This window comes from Raineyella sp. W15-4 (assembly GCF_033170155.1).
Lineage (GTDB): Bacteria > Actinomycetota > Actinomycetes > Propionibacteriales > Propionibacteriaceae > Raineyella.
The window spans coordinates 1,306,845-1,325,417 of record NZ_CP137079.1; the positions used below are offsets into that span (position 1 = coordinate 1,306,845).

At 69.7% G+C, this 18,573-nt stretch carries 15 protein-coding genes and 1 pseudogene; 4 read left to right on the top strand and 12 right to left on the bottom strand.

The annotated features are described in order from the left end of the window. Positions 1–3 precede the first annotated feature (3 nt). Both R0145_RS06070 and R0145_RS06075 read left to right on the top strand, forming a co-directional pair. The gene (locus R0145_RS06070) at positions 4–1,113 is read left to right on the top strand and encodes a type II CAAX endopeptidase family protein (RefSeq protein ID WP_317839471.1); all 1,110 of its coding nucleotides are present in this window, start codon (positions 4–6) and stop codon (positions 1,111–1,113) included. Beyond that, on the top strand, positions 1,064–3,046 hold the full coding sequence (locus tag R0145_RS06075) for a TIGR03960 family B12-binding radical SAM protein (RefSeq protein ID WP_317839472.1): 1,983 nt from the start codon (positions 1,064–1,066) through the stop codon (positions 3,044–3,046). Before R0145_RS06070 ends, R0145_RS06075 begins: the two co-directional genes overlap by 50 nt. Before the next feature lie 4 nt (positions 3,047–3,050). Here R0145_RS06075 and R0145_RS06080 read toward each other — a convergent pair whose 3' ends face one another. The 7 genes and pseudogenes from R0145_RS06080 to R0145_RS06105 all read right to left on the bottom strand — a co-directional run bounded on the left by R0145_RS06080 (position 3,051) and on the right by R0145_RS06105 (position 12,811). Further along, complete coding sequence (locus R0145_RS06080) at positions 3,051–3,557, bottom strand: hypothetical protein (RefSeq protein WP_317839473.1); 507 nt, start codon at positions 3,555–3,557, stop codon at positions 3,051–3,053. A 58-nt stretch (positions 3,558–3,615) separates the two neighbouring features. Continuing rightward, positions 3,616–4,290: pseudogene (locus tag R0145_RS18380) on the bottom strand (acyltransferase family protein); the annotation flags it as partial. Next, entirely contained in the window at positions 4,287–6,572 is a 2,286-nt protein-coding gene (locus R0145_RS06085; RefSeq protein ID WP_317839474.1) for a bifunctional polysaccharide deacetylase/glycosyltransferase family 2 protein, read from the bottom strand. The pseudogene R0145_RS18380 and the gene R0145_RS06085, both read right to left, overlap by 4 nt. Before the next feature lie 264 nt (positions 6,573–6,836). After that, a complete protein-coding gene (locus R0145_RS06090) occupies positions 6,837–9,044 on the bottom strand; it encodes a transglycosylase domain-containing protein (RefSeq protein WP_317839475.1) in 2,208 nt (735 codons plus the stop codon). 133 nt (positions 9,045–9,177) lie between these two features. Beyond that, the gene (locus R0145_RS06095; protein WP_317839476.1) at positions 9,178–10,122 is read right to left on the bottom strand and encodes a chitosanase; all 945 of its coding nucleotides are present in this window, start codon (positions 10,120–10,122) and stop codon (positions 9,178–9,180) included. A gap of 363 nt (positions 10,123–10,485) precedes the next feature. Further along, positions 10,486–12,201 carry an NAD-dependent malic enzyme gene (locus R0145_RS06100; protein ID WP_317839477.1) on the bottom strand — a complete coding sequence of 572 codons (1,716 nt, stop codon included), beginning with the start codon at positions 12,199–12,201 and terminating at the stop codon, positions 10,486–10,488. Between the two features lie 106 nt (positions 12,202–12,307). Further along, on the bottom strand, positions 12,308–12,811 hold the full coding sequence (locus R0145_RS06105) for an SRPBCC domain-containing protein (RefSeq protein ID WP_317839478.1): 504 nt from the start codon (positions 12,809–12,811) through the stop codon (positions 12,308–12,310). A 185-nt stretch (positions 12,812–12,996) separates the two neighbouring features. On the opposite strand from R0145_RS06105, the gene R0145_RS06110 reads away from it, so the two are divergent. Continuing rightward, positions 12,997–13,707 carry a TIGR03936 family radical SAM-associated protein gene (locus tag R0145_RS06110; protein ID WP_317839479.1) on the top strand — a complete coding sequence of 237 codons (711 nt, stop codon included), beginning with the start codon at positions 12,997–12,999 and terminating at the stop codon, positions 13,705–13,707. Positions 13,708–13,810: 103 nt separating this feature from the next. Here the strand turns inward: R0145_RS06110 and R0145_RS06115 are convergent, their stop codons facing one another. The 3 genes from R0145_RS06115 to R0145_RS06125 are packed head-to-tail and all read right to left on the bottom strand — an operon-like array spanning position 13,811 to position 16,271. Continuing rightward, positions 13,811–14,710, bottom strand: a complete 900-nt coding sequence (locus R0145_RS06115; protein ID WP_317839480.1) for a COX15/CtaA family protein — start codon at positions 14,708–14,710, stop codon at positions 13,811–13,813. Beyond that, the gene (locus tag R0145_RS06120) at positions 14,707–15,495 is read right to left on the bottom strand and encodes an ABC transporter permease (protein WP_317839481.1); all 789 of its coding nucleotides are present in this window, start codon (positions 15,493–15,495) and stop codon (positions 14,707–14,709) included. Before R0145_RS06120 ends, R0145_RS06115 begins: the two co-directional genes overlap by 4 nt. A gap of 56 nt (positions 15,496–15,551) precedes the next feature. Continuing rightward, on the bottom strand, positions 15,552–16,271 hold the full coding sequence (locus R0145_RS06125) for an ABC transporter ATP-binding protein (protein ID WP_411742078.1): 720 nt from the start codon (positions 16,269–16,271) through the stop codon (positions 15,552–15,554). Positions 16,272–16,441: 170 nt separating this feature from the next. Between R0145_RS06125 and R0145_RS06130 the strand changes: the two genes are divergently transcribed. Next, positions 16,442–16,882 (top strand): hypothetical protein, encoded by a 441-nt coding sequence (locus R0145_RS06130; protein WP_317839482.1) that lies wholly within the window; start codon positions 16,442–16,444, stop codon positions 16,880–16,882. A gap of 260 nt (positions 16,883–17,142) precedes the next feature. On the opposite strand, the gene R0145_RS06135 is transcribed toward R0145_RS06130, so the two are convergent. Further along, positions 17,143–17,946, bottom strand: a complete 804-nt coding sequence (locus R0145_RS06135; RefSeq protein WP_317839483.1) for an alpha/beta fold hydrolase — start codon at positions 17,944–17,946, stop codon at positions 17,143–17,145. A 1-nt stretch (position 17,947) separates the two neighbouring features. Continuing rightward, entirely contained in the window at positions 17,948–18,559 is a 612-nt protein-coding gene (locus R0145_RS06140; RefSeq protein WP_317839484.1) for a VOC family protein, read from the bottom strand. Between the last annotated feature and the right edge of the window lie 14 nt (positions 18,560–18,573).

An 18,573-nucleotide genomic window follows, 5' to 3' on the forward strand; every position in this document is an offset into this window, starting at 1 on the left:
CGCATGACTCGCCCCGGTCGGACTGCCCTCTTCCCGCCGCCCCCTGCGCTCCCGGTGCGGAGCCAGGACTACTACGGCTTCCTCCGGACACCGCGGTACCGGTGGTGGAAGGGGCTGTTGGCGGCGCTGCTGTTGCTCGTCGGCTTCCTGGTGGTGGACGGCGTGCTGGCCACCGCCGGCCTGATCGTCGACATCGTCCTCGGCGCCGTCAGCCCACAGGACCTGCGCGGCGCGGCGAACGGGGTGATCCCCATCGGACCGGCCACCTTCATCGGCAACAACCTCGGACTGGCGCTGCTCGTGCCGCTGGCGATGCTGCTCGCCCGGGCGTTCTTCGGCCAGCGCCCGGGGTGGTCGGCGTCGGTCGCCGGCCGGTTCCGGTGGCGCTGGCTCGGCTGGTGCCTGCTGGTGGTGGGACTGCCGTGGTTCGCGCTGCTGATGATCTCCACGATGGCCGACGGGGGGTTCCCGACCCCCGTCCTCACCCCGTCGGTGTGGCTGATGCTCGGCCTCACCCTGCTCACCACTCCGCTGCAGTGCGCGGGGGAGGAGTGGGCATTCCGCGGTCTGCTGCCGCGTTCCTTCGCGGCGATGGTGCCGCACCCGGGGGCGGGCGCTGCGGTGGGGGTGGTGCTGGCGTCGCTGCTGTTCATGGCCGCCCACGCCGCCGCCGACCCGTGGTTGAACGCCTTCTACTTCTGCTTCGGCCTGGTGATGAGCGCCCTGACCTGGCGGACCGGCGGCCTGGAAGCCTCGGTGGTGTTCCACACGGTCAACAACCTGACCGGTCTCATCCCGGTGGTGCTGACCGCCGACTACGCGTCGATCGGTGACCGGGGTGTGGGCTCCGGTTCCCCCGCGGTGCTGATCCCGCTCGTCCTCGGCGTCGGACTGGTGTTCCTCACCGACCTGGTCCGTCGCCGGCGGGGAGTGGCCCGGACGGCCGCCCCGGGACTCGACCTGCTGCCGCCGCCGGCCGCGGTGTCCGTCCCGCCGGCCGGGGCGTCCCTCCCGCCGGCCGGGGACTCGGAGATCCAGGAGCCGGGAGATACCCTGGGAGCCTATGAGCATCGCGACCAGCCCCCCGGACCTGCGGACGAGCAGCGGCCCTGAGTCACTGTTCCCGCGACTCGAGCCGCTGCTGGCCCGGGTCGGCAAGCCGATCCAGTACGTCGGCGGGGAGCTGAACTCCGTCGTCAAGGAATGGGACTCCGCCGAGGTCCGCTGGTGCCTGTCCTACCCGGATGCGTACGAGGTGGGCCAGCCCAATCAGGGGGTCGCGATCCTCTACGAGGTCCTCAACGAGCGCGACTGGATCCTGGTCGAGCGGACGTACACCGTCTGGCCGGACCTGGCCGCGATGATGCGCGCCTCCGCGGTGCCGCAGTTCACCCTCGACGCCCACCGCCCGGTGCGGGCATTCGACGTGCTCGGCTTCAGCTTCTCCACCGAGCTCGGCTACACCAACATGCTGGAGACGATCGACCTGGCCGGCATCCCGTTGCACGCGGTCGACCGCGGCGAGGACGACCCGATCGTGATCGCCGGCGGTCACGCCGCGTTCAATCCGGAGCCGATCGCCGACTTCCTCGACGCCGCCGTGCTCGGCGACGGCGAGGAGGTCTCGCTGGCGATCTCGGCGGTGATCCGGGAGTGGAAGGCCGAGGGCCGTCCGGGTGGCCGGGACGGGCTGCTGCTGCGGCTGGCCGAGTCGGGCGGGGTGTACGTGCCGCGGTTCTATGACGTGGACTACCTGCCGGACGGCCGGATCCGCCGGGTGGCGCCGAACCGTCCCACCGTGCCGTACTCGGTCCGCAAGCACACGCTGATGGACCTCGATCAGTGGCCCTACCCGAAGCATCCGCTGGTCCCGCTCGCCGAGACCGTCCACGAGCGCTACTCGGTGGAGATCTTCCGCGGCTGCACCCGGGGCTGCCGGTTCTGTCAGGCCGGGATGATCACCCGTCCGGTGCGGGAACGGTCGATCGAGACGATCGGCGCGATGGTCCAGGCGGGCCTGGAGGCGACCGGTCTGGAGGAGGTCGGTCTGCTCTCGCTGTCCTCGGCCGACCACTCCGAGATCGTCGAGGTCACCAAGCAGCTCGCCGACCGTTACGAGGGGTCGAACGTGTCGCTGTCGTTGCCGTCGACGCGGGTCGATGCCTTCAACATCGACCTGGCCGACGAGCTGTCCCGCAACGGCCGGCGCTCCGGCCTGACCTTCGCCCCCGAGGGCGGCTCGGAACGGATGCGGCGGGTGATCAACAAGCAGGTCGACGAGGAGGACCTGATCCGTACGGTGGCCACCGCGTACTCCAACGGCTGGCGGAACGTGAAGCTGTACTTCATGTGCGGCCTGCCGACGGAGACCGACGAGGACGTCCTGGCGATCGCCGACCTGGCCCGCAAGGTGATCGAGACCGGCCGGGAGGTGTCGGGGCGCAAGGACATCCGGTGCACCGTCTCTATCGGTGGGTTCGTGCCGAAGCCACACACCCCGTTCCAGTGGGCCGCCCAGCTCGACGCCGAGACCACCGACCGGCGGCTGCAACGGCTCCGCGACGTGATCCGGGCCGACAAGCGCTACGGGCGCTCGATCGGCTTCCGCTACCACGACGGCCAGCCGGGCATCGTCGAGGGGATGCTGTCGCGTGGTGACCGCCGGGTCGGTGCGGTGATCGAGGCCGTCTGGCGCGACGGCGGTCACTTCGACGGCTGGTCGGAGCACTTCTCGTACGAGCGCTGGCTGCGGGCGGCCGAGGAGACCCTCGCCCCGCAGGGCGTGGACATCGCCTGGTACACCACCCGGGAACGCGACTACGACGAGGTGTTGCCCTGGGACCACCTGGACGCCGGTCTCGACCGAGACTGGCTGTGGGACGACTGGCAGGACGCCCTCGACGAACAGCCGGTCGACGACTGCCGCTGGAACCCCTGCTACGACTGCGGCGTCTGCCCGCAGCTGGACACCGAGATCCAGATCGGCCCGAGCGGTCGTACGTTGCTGCCGCTGACCCCGGTCCGCAACCCGCTGGCCGCGGACTGAGAGGTCACCGCGACTGGTCCCCGGGGGCGGTGACGAGGCGCTGTGCCACCGTGGTCACATCAGGAGCTGCATGCCTGGCGTCGGGCCTCGGCCGGGCGGCGGAGCGTACCGGAAGGATCTCGGGACGACGCCGCGCGGCGATGTCCTCGACCCAGCCCAAGCACAGGACGGCGACGAGGAGCACGGCCAGGGTCGCGCCGAAGGCGATCAGGCCGGACTGCCAGGTGAAGGTGTCGACATCCGCCACGATGCCGAACCTCGGGAGGCCCCACAGCGCGACGAAGATCGCCGTGTTGCCCCAGAGATAGATCGTCATCGCTCGGCGGTTGGAGAGGGTCACCCAGTGCGAGAGCACCGGGACACGGCTCACCCACTGCAGTGTCAACGGCAGACGCAGCAGGATCATCGTGAAGCCGAGGTTGTACAGGGCGGTCGCCATCGGGATGTCCGAGACGTTGAACAACCCCTGGTCGGGACCGTGGAACAGCAGGGACCAGACCAGGGCCGCCACGACCAGCAGGACGCCGATGATGACGGTCCTGGCGATCGAGAGACGGCGCAGCAGTCCGTCCGTGGTGGTAGAAGCCGATCATCCAGCAGGCCGCGTAGGTGGCCACGGAGAGGACTCCGTCGGCGAGGGCGTTGTCGAGGTTGAGGATGTGTCCGGCTTCCAGCAGGAGCACCACGAAGGGGAGCACCATCATCGGGCGGCGCCAGTGACGCCACAGCCACAGCAGGCCGCCGGAGATCAGCATCAGCCACAGGTACGTGCGGATGTACCACAACGGAACGGCCCATTCGGCCCCGATGTCACTGGCCGGCGGCGTGACCAGCGGGAAGATCCACCCCAGCACACTGGGACCGAGCGCACTCGCGTCCGCGGTCGTCGCGGTCCAGCCGGTGACGACCATGATCGGCACCAGGATGAGACCCATCGCCCACAGCGGCGGCAGGAGGCGGCGCAGCCGCTTCAGGACCACCGGGCGGACCCCCGTGGTCGACCTGTCCAGGGAGGCGGCCATCAGCGAGCCCGCGAAGGCGAACATCACCCCCATCGACGGGAAGATCAGCGGAAGCCAGGCCCAGCCGAAGAGGTGGAACAGCAGGACACGAGTCAGCGCAGCGGACCGCAGGACATCGATGTAGCGGTTGCGTACCCGGTCACCGGTGGCCGGAGACGGCGAGTGCACAGAGGAGGCCGAGGAGTTGCCTGTCGGAGTCTCGGCCGGGTCGACCGCAGTCATGATGAGGCTCCTGCCAATGAGGGCCGACCGGCTGGGGCGGAGCCGTGCTCGGCGTCCATCGATGCGGAGCCGTGCTCGGCGTCCATCGATCCGGTGCGTTCGAGCTTGTTCCACCTGACCTTGGTGCCCTTCCAGGCGGCGAACACCGATGCGTAGAGCAGGTAGGCACGGAGCGGCTCATACATCAGGCGGTAGATCGGCACCATCCACAGGTGCGCCCAGTCCTCGTGCATCATCCGGATGGACAGCACCACGAACAGCAGCTGGACGCCGACGAAGAGGGCGAAGAAGGTGAGAGCGATCCGAGGTCCCTCACGGTCGAGGCTGAGCACCGCCATGAACGTGGTGAAGGGGATGAAGACCAGCGGGATCAGCAGCGACAGCAAGTAATTCGGGAGCACGTACCATCCCAGGCCCGGATGCTTGGGGCTGAACAGCAGCCCGCGGTGCTTCCACATCGCCTGCATGGTGCCGTACGTCCAGCGGACGCGTTGCTTGAGCAGGTCGTCGACCGACTCGGGAGCCTCGGTGAAGGCATAGGCATCGTCGTCCTGGGCCACCCGCCACCCGAGCTCGTGCAGTGTCAGGGCCAGATCGCAGTCCTCGGCCAGGTTGTCCGTGGCGTACCCGCCGGCACTGATGATCGCCGACTTGCGCCAGGCCGCGCACGCGCCCGGAATGATGGAGATGCCCTCGATCGCGTCCTGCGCCGAGCGATCGAGACCGATCTGGGTGAGGTATTCCAGTGCCTGCCAGCGGGTGAGGAGGTTCGTCCCGCGGTTGCCGACGCGGACCACGCCCGCGACTCCGCCGAGCTTGCCGTCCGGATCGTTGGCGAAGTGCCGCACCAGATTGCCGACGGTGTCCTCGGTGACGATGGTGTCGGCGTCCAGGGTGACGATGATCTCCCCCCGGGCCATGGTCAGCCCGTTGTTCAGCGCGTGGGACTTGCCTCCGTTGGGCTGGGTGACGAGACGAACTCGTGGGTCCAGGGCGGCCAGCGCCGCGACGACGTCGCCCGTCCCGTCGGTGGAACCGTCGTTGACCACGAGGACCTCGGTGATCGGGAACCGCGATCTCAGAACGGTCCGGATCGTCCGCTCGATCACGGGCTCCTCGTTGTAGGCGGCGAGGAGCACAGTGACCGGAAGACTCATCTCCGTCGCATCGGGCCAGGCCACCCTGCGCCGGCGACGGAAGCGACCCAGCGCGAGGAAGGAGTTCAGCCCGCCGTACACGATGGTCAGCAGCACGGTGAGCCCGAACATGAACACCATGATCGGGGTGGGCCAGGTGTCGTAGGCGGTGAACGTGAAGAGGGCGATCCGGTCGGCCGGGGTCACCGTTGCCGGCGCGTTCACCTGCCCGATCGTCGGGTTGGCTTCGGTCACCGACGTGAACGTGTAGCCGTACTTCTTGGCCTCGGGTACCAGACGCTTCGTGATGTAGTCGACGCCGCGCTCACGATTCGGGCCACCGGCATCGTGCATGAGCACCGTGAAGTTGTTGCCCGTGCTGAAGTCGGGGAGGCTGATGTCCGCCGCGGTCCCGTGCGGATCCTCGGCGTGCTGCCAGTCGAGAGTGTCGAAGTCGTACGTCGCGTGGATGTACCCCATCCGCTGGGCGCGCAGCAGCGCCTCGACCTGGTCCTCCGAGGTGCTGGTGTCGCTGCCGTCGTCGTACGGCATCCGCCACAACGTCGTCGTGTCCCCGGTGAGCGCCCGGATGATGCGTTCGTTCACCACCAGCTCGAACGTCTCGCGCCAGCGTGGCATGGCACCGAGGTCGGGGTGGTAAATGGTGTGGCTGGCGATCGTGTGGCCGTCCGCGATCATCCTGCGGACGAGCTCCGGGTGCAGGATGATGTTGCGTCCCTGCATGAAGAACGTGGCGTGGATGCCGTTCGCCTTCAGGGCATCAAGGAGCTCCGGGGTCACCTTGCCGTCGGGCCCGTCGTCGAAGGTCAGCGAGATCGTCTTCTGGACGTCGGCGCCGTAGCCGTACGACTGGACCGCGTACTGGCTGTCCTTGACCTTGTCGGCGTCCTCCGGCGTCAGGGTGGCGACACGTTGACGCGTGAAGGGTTCGATCGCCTCGACGTTGCCGTTGATGCGGGTCAGTTGGACGAGTCGGGTGAGCGGGCCCACCCCGAACGACGGCACATGCGGACCCGTGTCGGCGACGGTGAGCTGTGAGCTCTTCGCGTTCGCCGGGGCGTGCAGCGGCCGCAGCGCGATGGTCAGCAGGTAGCCGCCGGAGACGAGCGCCACCGCCAGGAGCACTATCAGGGCATATCGTGTGCGGCGCCATCGCCTGCCCTCGGGGTCAGCGAACACGTAGGTCCCGGAGACGCGTGCCTTGCGTCGAGGAGCCTTACGTCGCGGAGTCGTTCTGGACACTATGTTCTTACCCCCAGTAAGAGCTGTGTGGAGCCTGAGCGGTCCCCCCCCGGTCAGAGGAGGGAGCAGCGATGTTCCCCGCGCGAGCTTACCCCACCGTGCGGGCCGGAGGGAAATTCCGATTCGTCGCCGATTCGGCGGCACCGGTCACGGGGTTGATGGCCCGGGGCTCGGCGCTGGCTCGGACGGTTCTGTCGTAGGACTCGGCGGTGTGGAGGGGGATGCGGGGGCGACCGGGACAGTGGGCGGCACGACGACCGGCGGGGCAATCGACGCCGGGGGCTGCTGTGACGACGCGACGGAGGGCGCGGGGGAGTTCGGGGCGCCGGCCGTCGAACGCCCGGCCGAGGAGGTCGAGGGCGTGCCCGCGACGGCGAGCGGACTCAGCGAGCTCTGCGGCTGCTTCGCGGCGTAGGACGAGGTGTCGAAGTCCTCCACCGGCTGGCCCGTGGTGGCCACCTTCATGTAGTCCAGCCAGGTCATGGTCGGGTAGCTGGCTCCGAAGAAGGTCTGGTCCCCGGGCGCGCGATACGGGTCGAGGTCGGCGTTGCCGTCGTCCCCCGCGACGAACATCACCGCGGTCGAGATCTGCTTGGTGTAGGCGATGAACCAGCCCGCCGCGATCTGGTCGCCGACACCGGCGGTGCCGGTCTTGCCCGCCACCGGACGCCCCAGCGCGGAGGCGCGGACACCGGTGCCCTCGTTGACAACCGACTGCAGGGCGTAGGTGGTGTCGGCAGCGACTTTCGTGTCCACGGTGTTCTGCTCTGCGGGATCGGCCTCGTAGAGGACGTTCCCGGCGCTGTCCTTGACCTCGCGGATGACGTGGACACCATTGCGGGTGCCGCTGTTGGCGAGGGTGGCGTACGCGTTGGCCATGTCGACCGGGCTCGCCTCCGCCCCGCCCAGTGCGACGCGGTTGGTCGCATCCCATCCGCCCGCGCTGGGGGCACCGGCGTCGTTCGCGGCCCGGATGACCTCCTGCGGACCGTTCTTCATCTTCGACGTCAGGTCCACGAAGGCGGTGTTGATCGAGGCCGCGGTCGCCTGCAGCAGCGTCACCGTGCCGTACTGGGTGCCGAACTCGTTGCGGACAGGCTGTGACTCTCCCGGCGGCGTGAAGGTGTCGCCGCGCAGGGGCGTGTCGAGCGTGAAACCGTTCCGAAGCCCCGCGACGAGGCCGAACGCCTTGAACGTCGAGCCGGTCATCCGGGCCGTGGTGGCCCAGTTGCGTGAGTTCTTCACGAAGTCGTCGCCGCCGTACAGGGCGACCAGTCCACCTGTTGCGGTGTCGACCGACGCGATGGCGGCGTGGACACCTGCTCCCGTCTGGTTGCGCGCCTTGGCCGCGTCGGTTGCCTGGGCCTGGTAGGTCTGGGCGGCCTTCTCCGCTGCCGCCTGGGCCGCCGCGTCGAACGTCGTGGTGATCTGCAGGCCCCCACCGTTGATCTGGGCGTCGGTGAAGTCGAGGGACAGCAGTTCCTTCTGTGCCATGTAGACCAAGAAGCCCCGCGGGCCCGCGTAGACGGCCGGCGGCGGGACATCCGGCAGCTTCGGCATGGCACCCCGGTACTCGTCGAACTGTTGCTGGGTGATCGACTTCTCCTCGAGCATGCCCGAGAGCACGTACGCATAGCGGGCCTCGAGCCGGGACGTGTTGTCCGCCGTGATGCTGGGGTCGAGGAGGCTGGGGTTCTGGACCACCGCCGCGAGCACCGCCGCTTCGGGCACGGTCAGATCCTTGGCGTCCTTGCCGAACCAGCTCTGTGCCGCGGTCTGGACGCCGTACGCCCCGCGGCCGAAGTAGACGGTGTTGAGATAGTTCGTGAGGATCTCGTCCTTTGACTCACGGTTGTTCAGCTTCAGCGCCAGCACCACCTCCTTCAGCTTGCGGGTGACGGTGCGTTCCGACGTCAGGTACATCAGCCTGATGTACTGCTGCGTGATGGTCGAGCCTCCCTGCAGGTCATGGCCCGTCAGGATCGCGCCGAGTGCACGAGCCATGCCCGTGGGGGAAATCCCCGGGTTGGTCCAGAACGTACGGTCCTCGGCGGCGACCGCCGCGTCCTTCATCGCCTGGGGGATCTGCTCGCTCGGCACGGAGAGGCGGTTCTGTTCCGCCAGGGTGGCGAGTTCGGTCTTCCCGTCGGCGAAGTAGAGGCGCGACAGGCTGGACTGGAAACTCGCGTTCGGATCAGGGACCTGGGTGACGACGTACAGGCCACCGAAGGCCAGGCCGGCTGCCAGCGCGAGCGCGACGACTCCGGCCACGAGCCCGACCATGATTCGCTGCCACAGAGCGAGCTTCGCCCACCGTGAGGTGGTGGCAGTACTGGTCTCGGTCACGTCAGCCATGGATCTCCTGGGTGATGGACGCTCTGCGGGAGGTGTCATCGGGAACGTCCGCAGAGGTGAAGTGGGTGGTGTACATGGACAGGGCGCCCGGCCTGCAGGCCGCCGACGGTCAGAGGCTGCACAAGGCCGACGGTCAGAGGCCGCATAAGGGGGACACCTCGATCCGGAAGTGGTCGCCGTAGATGTCCCAGGCCAGTGGCGCGCGCAGGTCCAGCTCGCCGGCGGCCAGCAGGCCCCGCTGGGCGGTGGACACCCGGGTGGCCGTCCCGGGTGAGACCTCCTGCAGCATGTACGCCTCACGGGCGGTCAGCCAGGCCGCCAACCAGGTCTTCTCCTGGCCACCCTCGGACGGGGGCCTGGCATGCTGCAGGGCGTCGGCACGGATGGTGCGGAACCCGCTCTCACCGTGCTGGATCATCGCGTCGTAGTAGGCGAACTGTCCGAAGGACCGCAGGCCGTCCTGGTCGGCGGCTCGCAATGCCGGCGCCAGGTACCAGTCGTGGGCCAGTTGGAGCTGGGTATCACGGAAAGTGGGATCGGTGGCGGCCTCTTTCCAGGCCTGCACGAAAGTGGGGCCGAGTCCGGTCTGCGACGAGGTCCCGTTCACCGCCTCAAGGGCGGACAGGTACGGTGCCAGCGTGTTGTTGTCGGGCTGGGCGGCGACGTAGCGGCGGACCAGTTCGAGCATGCTGGAGGTCTTCGACGTGAAGCCGATGATCCCGCCGGTGTAGCCCCGGTTCCACTGGTCGCTGCCCTCGACGTTGTACTCGATGTAGCCGACCTGGTCCTCCCAGTACAGCGAGGAGTTCTCCGCCGAGGAGACCATCATCTGGGCGACCGCCTGCTTGCGCGGATTGCTGTGGAGATCTCCGGTCAACGCCAGCGGCGACACGCATCTGACGAACTGGTCGTGCCGGGGGAGCGACGGCTGCACCACGGTCAGCAGTGCCATGAGAAGCACCAGCGCACCGATGATGCCGACGACCCAGCCGATCCGACGACGTCGACCGCGACGCCGGCTGGGTCCGGCATCACCCGACCCGGCCATGTCGTCCACCTCGGTGGCGTCGCGGGTCATGCCGGTCACCCGGCACCGCCGTCGTGGCCACTACGACGCTCCGAGTACGATCATCACGGCGAGGAGGCTGCCGAGGGCCTTCAGGAGCAGCCAACGCCTGCCCCCCGGATCGGCGGAGACGAAATTCCCCCTCGCCGGGGACCGGTTGCCGGCTCCGGGCATCACGCCGCGGAGTCGAGTCTCTCAACAATGGTCGCTCCCCCCAGGTCGGCCACGGTGACGTGCCTACCCATCTGAGCGAGCTGTGCACCGGTTACGAGGCCCTAAAGGTAACCCAACCGGCATCGGGGGACAACCAAATATCTCGGGCTGCCCGACCGGCATCGCGGTCGGGCAGCGGGGCGCGGGGTGGCCGGGGAGAGGTCAGTCCGCGATGACCTTCGGATATCGCGGATCCCACATCTGGTCGTAGACGCCCTGGACCCGGTCGTCCAGCGGGTGGGCGGCCAGGCCCTCCGCCTCCGCGGCGGCGACGACAGCCAGCGCGACGGTCGCCGAGACCGCCCGCAGGTCCTGGATGCCGGGCAGCAGCGAGGCGCCGCGGACCTTGGCGCGGCTGAGCGTCGCCACGGCGCTGGCCGAGGCGGCGATCATCCGGTCGGAGACCCGGGTGGCACGGCACGCGGCGACCGCGAGCCCGATCCCGGGGAAGACCAGCGCGTTGTTGGCCTGGGCGATGGCGTACCGTACGCCGTCGTACTCGACCGGATCGAACGGCGACCCGGTCGCGATCAGCGCCCGCCCCTCGGTCCAGGCGAGCAGATCGGCCGGGACGGCCTCGGCCTTCACCGTGGGGTTGGACAGCGGCAGGATGATCGGTCGCTCCGCATGGGCCGCCATCTCGCGGATGATCGGCTCGGTGAAGGCGCCGGGTTGGGCCGACGTGCCGATCAGCACCGTGGGCCGTACGTTGCCGATGACGTCCGCGAGGTCGTAGCGTCCGGGTGCGGCGAGCACCCAGTCGGTGAGTTCCTCGTCCCGGCGGGCGTACTCCACCTGGAAGGGGCGCATCCGCTCGCCCAGGCCCTCCCGCAACAGCCCCCGCGAGCCCAGGCACCAGAAGCGCCGGTTGGCCTCGTCGACGCTGAGTCCGTCGGCGACCATCATGTCGCGGAGCAGTTCGGTGATGCCGACACCCGCCGTCCCGGCGCCGTGCACCACGATCCGTTGCTCGGCCAGCGGGCCGCCGGTGGTCCGCAGCGCCGACAGCACGGCCGCCACCACCACGGCGGCGGTGCCCTGGATGTCGTCGTTGAAGGCGCAGTAGTCAGCCCGGTAGGCGTCGAGGACCTTGTGCGCGTTCGCGGCGCCGAAATCCTCGAAGTGGATCATCGCGTGCGGGAACATCGCCGTCGCGGTCTCCATGAACTGTCGGATGAACGCGTCATAGCGGTCGCCGCGGATCCGGGAGTGCCGCTCGCCCAGATAGTGTTCGCTGCTCAGCAGAGCGACGTTGTCGGTGCCCACGTCCAGCACGACCGGCAGCACCCGCTGGGGGTGGATGCCCGCGGCGGCGGTGTAGACGGCGAGCTTGCCGACCGCGATCCGGACGCCGCCGACGCCCTGGTCGCCGATGCCGAGGATGCCCTCGGAGTCGGTCACCACGATCAGGTCGACGTCGTCGGGAGCCTGGCCGTACGCCCCGAGCGCCTGCGCCATGTCATCCGGGTGGTCGATCGACAGGAACACCCCCCGCGGACGCTGCATCCAGAAGCTGTACTTCTCGATCGCCTCGCCGATGGTCGGGGTGTAGACGATCGGCAGCATCTCCTCCAGGTGCTCGGCGAGCAGCCGGTAGTAGAGCACCTCGTTGCGGTCGTGCATCGCCTCGAGGTAGTTGTTCTTCGCCAGGTCGCTGGGCTGCTCGCGGTACTGCTCGTAGACCTTCTTGAGCTGGGAGTTCAGTGACGTCACCCCGGGCGGGAGCAGCCCGGCGATGCCCAGGGCCTCCCGATCCGTGTGGCGGAAGGCGGTGCCCTGGTTGATCATCGGCAGCGCGAGGACGTCGCGCCCCCGCACATGGATGTGGACGGTCTCCCCATCGGGACCGTGCCGGAACTCGTACGGAGCAGTGCCCATGGATGGAGTCTATCGGGTGTCTACGACAGGCTCCGTGGAGGGGCCGGTCGGACCGGTGGGGCGATCAGGCCGGCCCGGTGGGCCTGTCGACAGGCCGTGCCGGTCCTCAGGCCGTGCCGGTCAGTCCGTCGACCGCCCCGTCGGCGGGCATCCCGGCGAGGACGTACTGGTCGTAGACGTCTTCCCAGCTGTAGAGGTCCCGCGGTTGCTCGCCGCGCAGGCACAGCTCCAGCCGGGACAGGCAGTTGGTCCAGCCGGCCGCGTTGAGCGCGGCCAGGTCGCGGTCGGCCAGGTAGATCGTCATCGTCAGCAGTGTCGAGTCGCCGTCCGGCATTAGGTCGAACCAGACCTCGTCGGTGCCGAAGGTGAACCCGAGCCGTTCCCCCTCCTCGTACGCCAGGACGGTGCCGAGCATCGGGTCGAAGCCCTCGTTCCCGAAGAACACCGTGCCGCCCTCCAGCGGCTCCAGCGTCAGGTGGGCGGGGAACCATCGGTCGAGCCGCCGGGTTTCGGTGAGGGACAGCCACACCCGGTGCGGTGGGCGGGGGTGGTGCAGGGTGAACCGGACGGCGGGACGGCCGTCGATGGTGCGGAAGGACCCGAGGTTCATCGGCTGGCTCCTGGGGTAGTGGTGCGGAGGACATCCACACGTCGGTCCAGGTGCGCCGCTGCACGGTGGCGGACAGGGCCCCGCCGGGGCAGGACCCACCGTCTACGATAGGCGACGCCGGCCTCGGACGCCCATCGCGTTGCACGGGGCAGGACGGGGTCCGGCGCCGGGTAGGGTGGCACCTCGTGGCACCCCAGCAGCAGCCCGAACAGCAGGCCCCGCCGGTCCAGCGGCTCCGGATCCGGTACGCCAAGCGCGGCCGGGCGCGGTTCGCCTCACACCGCGACGTCGTCCGAGCCTTCGAGCGGGCGTTGCGGCGGGCGCACGTCCCGATGGCCTACTCCTCGGGATTCAACCCGCACCCGCGGATCTCGTACGCCAACTCGTCGCCGACCGGCGCCGCGACCGAGGCGGAATACCTCGAGATCGGGCTGGCCGAGGTCTGTGACCCGGCCAAGGTGCTCGCCGCGCTCAACGACGCGATGCCCGACGGGCTGGTGCTGGTCGAGATCCGGGAGGCCGTCGCCGGCAAGGTCAGCGACGGGCTGGAGGCGTCCGTCTGGCGGGTGGAACTGCCCGGTGCGGATGGGCGGGCGATGGCCGACGCCGTCCGGCTGTTCCTCGATCGCGACGAGGTGGTCACCGAACGGATGACCAAGAACGGCCCGCGATCGTTCGACGCCCGGGCCGATGTGAAGGGGATCAGCGCATACGCCACCGGCGGGGTGCCGATGCTCGACCTGGTGATCGCCCACGGGGAGCCGCTGGTCCGACCCGACGACGTGCTGCGGGTGCTGCACGAGCTCCATCCGGACTTCACCGTGGCCGACCCGGCCAGGATGACCCGGCTGATCCAGGGCCGCCTCGAGCTGAACCGGGTGATCGCGCCCTGGTGACCGGTGGGCCCGATCACCAGGGCCGGGCCCGGTCGGGCCCGACCGACCGGGCGGCGGCCCGTCCGGCTGCGGCGAGGTCGGGCCGGGTGCCGAGGAGGTCGGATCAGGCGTTGGCGAGGTCGGGCGTGCTCGCGGTGCTGCGGGCCTCGGTCGGCCGTCGTACGGACAGCGCGAGGTCGGTGGCGGCGATCATCACCAGGCACACCCCGAGCAGGTGCACGATGATCAGCCCGCGCGGCAGACCGGTGAAGTACTGCACGTAGCCGACCGCGCCCTGCAGCAGCAACACCCCGAGCAGGGCGTACGACTGGTGACTGCGCAGCGTCACGACCAGATAGATCGTCACCGCGACCAGCAGCCACACGCTCACTGCGTGGACCTTGGCGATCGTCTCCAGATCGAGTCCGGTGCGCGGGGAGGACAGGTCACCGGCATGCGGGCCGGAGCCGGTGACCAGGGTGCCGAGGTAGACGGCGACCCAGGTCAACGCGTACGCCACCCGGGTGAGGGTGACCGGGAGGGTGCCCGCCACCGTGCTGGTCCGGCGCCGGGCCAGGGCGAGGTTCCAGGTGCAGATGCTGACCAGTGCCGCGGACAGCAGCAGATGGACGGCGACGAGGTAGGGGCTGAGCCGCACCCAGACGGTGATGCCGCCGACCACCGCCTGCAGGACGATACCGACCATCACCAGCTGGCTGAGCATCCGGACCCGCGGCACCCGGGTGCCGTTCTCCCGGGTCCGCCAGGCGGCGATGATGGTACCGACCGCGACAATGATCAGCACGAAGGTGAGCAGCCGGTTGCCGAACTCGATCGCCCCGTGCAGGCCGTTCGCCGGCAGGGTGACGTACGAGTCCGGGGAGCACTTGGGCCACTGGGAGCAGCCCAGACCCGAGCCGGTGACCCGGACGATGCCGCCGGTGAGGATGATGCCGCTGTTGGCGATGAGGTTCGCCAGCGACCAGCCGCGCAGCGCGCGCGTCGTGCCGAACAGTCGGGTCATGAGGTCCAACGGAAAGCCTTTCGTGCGGCCAGCGCGCCCAGCACCGACCAGACCAACCCTACGAGGAGGGGCTGCCAGAGCACCGTACCGTCGGACCAGGCGCGGAGCGACTCGCCGACGGCGGCGGTGGGCAGCAGGGCAACCACGGGACGCAGGGCCTCCGGGTAGCGGCCGAGCGGCAGCATCACCGCGCCGCCCATCAAGAGCACAAGGTAGATGAGGTTGGCCAGCCCGAGGGTCACCTCGGCGCGCAGTGTGCCGCCCAGCAGCATCCCGATCGCGGCGAAGGCGAGTCCGCCGAGGATCGTCGTGAGCGTCGTCACCAGGGTGGGCAGCAGGCCGCCGACCGGGCGCCAGCCGAGCGCCAGGGCGATCACCGCGAGGACGGCCAGCTGGCCGATCGAGACGATCACCAACGAGATCGCCTTGCCGAGCAGCAGCCCGCCACGGCCCAGCGGGGTGGGGGAGAGTCGCTCCAGCACACCGTAGCGGCGCTCGAACCCGATGTTGATCGCCAGCGAGGTGAAACAGGTGGACCAGACCGCCAGGGCGAAGACCGACGGGGCCAGCTCGCGGAACCCGTAGCCGAGCGCGGGGCCGAACCATTTGCCGACCACCAGGAAGCCGATCGGGATGACCAGGGCCAGCAGCAGCTGCTCGCCGTTGCGGACCAGCAGCCTGGTCTCCATCAGGGCGTGGCTCCACACCCGGCGCCCGGCGGGTGCCGCTCCCGGGGCGGGGGAGTAGTCGAGCGCGGTCACGAGACCTCCTGCCGTGGATATCACGGAACCTCCTGCCGTGGGTGAGCCGGCGGTGTCACCCAGTGGTGCGTCCGGGCCGGTCATGGGTGCATCCGGGCGTCGGTGTGCGCGAGGAAGACGTCCTCGAGCGATTTCCCGTCGGCGGTCAGCTCCGCCACGGTGCCGGCCAGGGCGATCCGGCCGTGATCGATGATCCAGATCCGGTTGGCCAGTTCCGCGGCCTCGTCCATCAGATGCGTGGTGAGCAGCACCGAGACACCGGCATCGCGCAGGTCCCCGACGAGCGCCCACACCGAGCGGCGCGAGTGCGGGTCCATCCCGGCGGTCGGCTCGTCCAGGAAGACCAGCTCCGGGCGGCCGACCAGCGCCCCGGCCAGGTTGACCGCCTGCTGCTGGCCACCGGAGAGCCGGCGATAAGGGGTCGAGGCGAACTCGTGCAGCCCGAGCCGCTCCGCCAGCGGCTCGACCGGCAACGGGTGGGCGTGCAGCGACGCGAGGTAGCGGAGCAGCTCCAGCGGTCGTACGCCGGACCAGGCGCCGGTGGTCTGCGGCATCATCCCGACCCGGCCGGTGGCGCACGCGGTGGCGACATCCTCGCCCATGATCCGGATCGTGCCCGAGTCCGGGGTGAGGATCCCGGTGCAGCACCGGATCAGGGTCGTCTTGCCGGCTCCGTTGGGGCCCAGCAGAGCGGTGACCCGGCCCGGTTCCGCGCGCAGCGCGAGGTGGTCGATGATGGTGCGCCCGCCGAGGCGTACGACCAGGTCGGTGATCTCGAGGGCGGCGGGGGAGTCGGGCACTCGTTGAGTCTAGGACCGGCGAGCCTGAGAATCCGGTGAGGGGTGTCGCGTGGGCTTGGCCCGACCTCCGCTGTCGTGTCCCGGATCCGCGGTTTGCGGGCGGGTGAGCCCTCGCCGGTGCTGCCCGTACGGCCTCGCCGGAGTGGTACCTCTCGCAGTAGGCTCGGGCCATGAGCTCCCCGGTCCGTCCGGCGGAAGGACGACCGTCGAGCAGAACGATCGCCCCCGTGCACGTCGTCGACCTCTTCGTCTACGTCGTGGTACTCAATCTCGCGGCACAGTTCGTGCCGGTGGTGATCACCGAGACTTTCTCCATGTCCCTGCTCGCTGCCTTCGTGCTCAAAGTCGTGCTCGAGGTGGTCCTGTTGGTCAAGGACCGGGTGAAGGCCAGGTTCAAGTCGGCCACGCGGCCCCTGATCCGCGTGGCCTTCGCGCTGCTGCTGTGGGTGGTCCTGGCCGGCAGCAAGTTCCTGGTCCTCGAACTCATCGCCCTGGTCTTCCACGGACGGGTCAGTCTGGGTGGCTTCTGGTCGGTGACCGGCCTCGTTGTGGTCCTGATGCTGTGCCGTGTCGGTGTCCGCCGCCTGCTCGCGCCCCCGGCCGGCGGATAACACCGGCACCGGCGGACGTGATCGGCCCAGCGCCTCCTTGCGCGGCCGGCTGGAGGACGGCTTGAGGCCGGCTGGGGCAGTCGCGCGTTCCCGCGGACCTTTGTGCGTTCCCGCGGATACGCAGGGTGCAGCGGGAACATCACAGCGTCCGCGGGAACCGGGTCGGGGTCCCGTTGCGTCCGCGGGAGTGTCACAAGGTCCGCGGGAACCTTGCTGTCAGCAGCGTCGGCCCCCGACCCGCCACCTCGGCCCGCGCCCCCTCACCCGAGGAACGCGGCCAACAGCGCCGCGACCTCATCGGGTGCCTCGTGGTTGACGATGTGACCGCTGCCGGCCACGACGCGTAACTGGGCCGTGGGCAGCGCCGCCGCTAACTGACGCATCGAGGCGACCGGCCCGCCACCGTGGTCGTGCTCGGCGGCCACCAACAGCGTCGGGGTGGACAGGGATGCGAGCCGCGCGGTGAGGTCCATCGCGACGAAGGCGCCGACGTACGCGACGTAGCCGTCGACGGAGCTGCGCCGGAACCCGGCCGTGAGTCGCTGCTCGACCTCCGGGTGGGCGGCCCGGAAGTCGTCCCCCAGCCAGCGCTCCACGGTGACCTCCCCGAGCCCTTCTAGACCGTCGCGCCGGGCGATCGCCTGCCGATCGCGCCAGAAGTCGCGCCGGTCGTCGGGCTGGCGTGCCCGGCAGCAGCAGGCGACCACCTTCTCCACCCGGTCGGGGTGATCGAGGGCGAGGGTCAGGGCGGTGGAGCCGCCGAAGCCCAGCCCGACCACGCTGGACCGTTCGATGGCGAGCGCGTCCCACAGCGCGACGATCCCCTCGGCGACACCCTCGATCCGTAGGTCGGCCGGCGGCGCTTCGCTCGCCCCGCACCCCCAGGGCTCGAACCGCAGCACCCGGTGGGTCGCCGACAGCTCGCTTGCCTGGCGCTCCCAGAACATGGCGTCGTTCCCGATGCCAGGCACGAAGGTCACCCAGGGGGCGCCGTCCGGCCCGGCCACGTACGCCTCCAGCCGCGGCCACTCGGGGACGGCCAGGTCGGGCAGGTGGGCAGCCACGTCAGGCCTCCTTCGGTGCGGGACGTACGTGCGGGGCGCCGGGGATGAAGTCGTCGGTGGTCCCGGCCCGGAAGCCCTCCAGCGCCTCGAGGGCGGCGCCGTCGACGTAGTAGAGCTCGGTGTAGCAGCCGATCGCCTCCCTGGTGTCCCAGTAGCTCCACCGGCAGTTGCCGGTGTCGGCCCGGAACCAGCCGGCCATCGCCTTGACGAGTCCGCGGGCGGTGTAGTGCGCCTCGGCCGCCTCGAATTCGGCCGGGTCGGGGAGCCGGAAGCCGATGTGGTGCGGGCCGGTGCCGTGCTCGTCGAGCCAGTCCCGATAGATGCTGCGGCCGCCGTCGTGCTCGGCCAGTTCGATCAGTGTGTCGCCGGCGAAGCTGTACGCACAGCTGAACTGGAAGTCCTCCGGCTCGCCCCAGTACTCCTTGTCGACCTGGTGCTTCGCCAGGTCGTACGCCGTGGACCAGCGGTCGACGCCATTGACCCTCCGCCAGTGGTCGATCGCCGTGTCGAGGTCCTCGACGACGAAGCAGATCTGGTCGAAGGCCTGGCCGATGAAAGCCGGGACCTCCGCCCCCGCGGCATCCGCGGCGGTGGCGACGGTGTTCGTGGTCATCTCTTGCTCCTTAC

What these genes read in the sequence shown, in the direction of transcription:
- R0145_RS06070 (WP_317839471.1), top strand. Translation starts at nt 4, where the DNA reads ATGACTCGCCCCGGTCGGACTGCCCTCTTCCCGCCGCCCCCTGCGCTC.
- R0145_RS06075 (WP_317839472.1), top strand. Translation starts at nt 1,064, where the DNA reads ATGAGCATCGCGACCAGCCCCCCGGACCTGCGGACGAGCAGCGGCCCT.
- R0145_RS06090 (WP_317839475.1), bottom strand. Translation starts at nt 9,044, where the DNA reads ATGGCTGACGTGACCGAGACCAGTACTGCCACCACCTCACGGTGGGCG.
- R0145_RS06095 (WP_317839476.1), bottom strand. Translation starts at nt 10,122, where the DNA reads ATGACCCGCGACGCCACCGAGGTGGACGACATGGCCGGGTCGGGTGAT.
- R0145_RS06100 (WP_317839477.1), bottom strand. Translation starts at nt 12,201, where the DNA reads ATGGGCACTGCTCCGTACGAGTTCCGGCACGGTCCCGATGGGGAGACC.
- R0145_RS06105 (WP_317839478.1), bottom strand. Translation starts at nt 12,811, where the DNA reads ATGAACCTCGGGTCCTTCCGCACCATCGACGGCCGTCCCGCCGTCCGG.
- R0145_RS06115 (WP_317839480.1), bottom strand. Translation starts at nt 14,710, where the DNA reads ATGACCCGACTGTTCGGCACGACGCGCGCGCTGCGCGGCTGGTCGCTG.
- R0145_RS06130 (WP_317839482.1), top strand. Translation starts at nt 16,442, where the DNA reads ATGAGCTCCCCGGTCCGTCCGGCGGAAGGACGACCGTCGAGCAGAACG.
- R0145_RS06140 (WP_317839484.1), bottom strand. Translation starts at nt 18,559, where the DNA reads ATGACCACGAACACCGTCGCCACCGCCGCGGATGCCGCGGGGGCGGAG.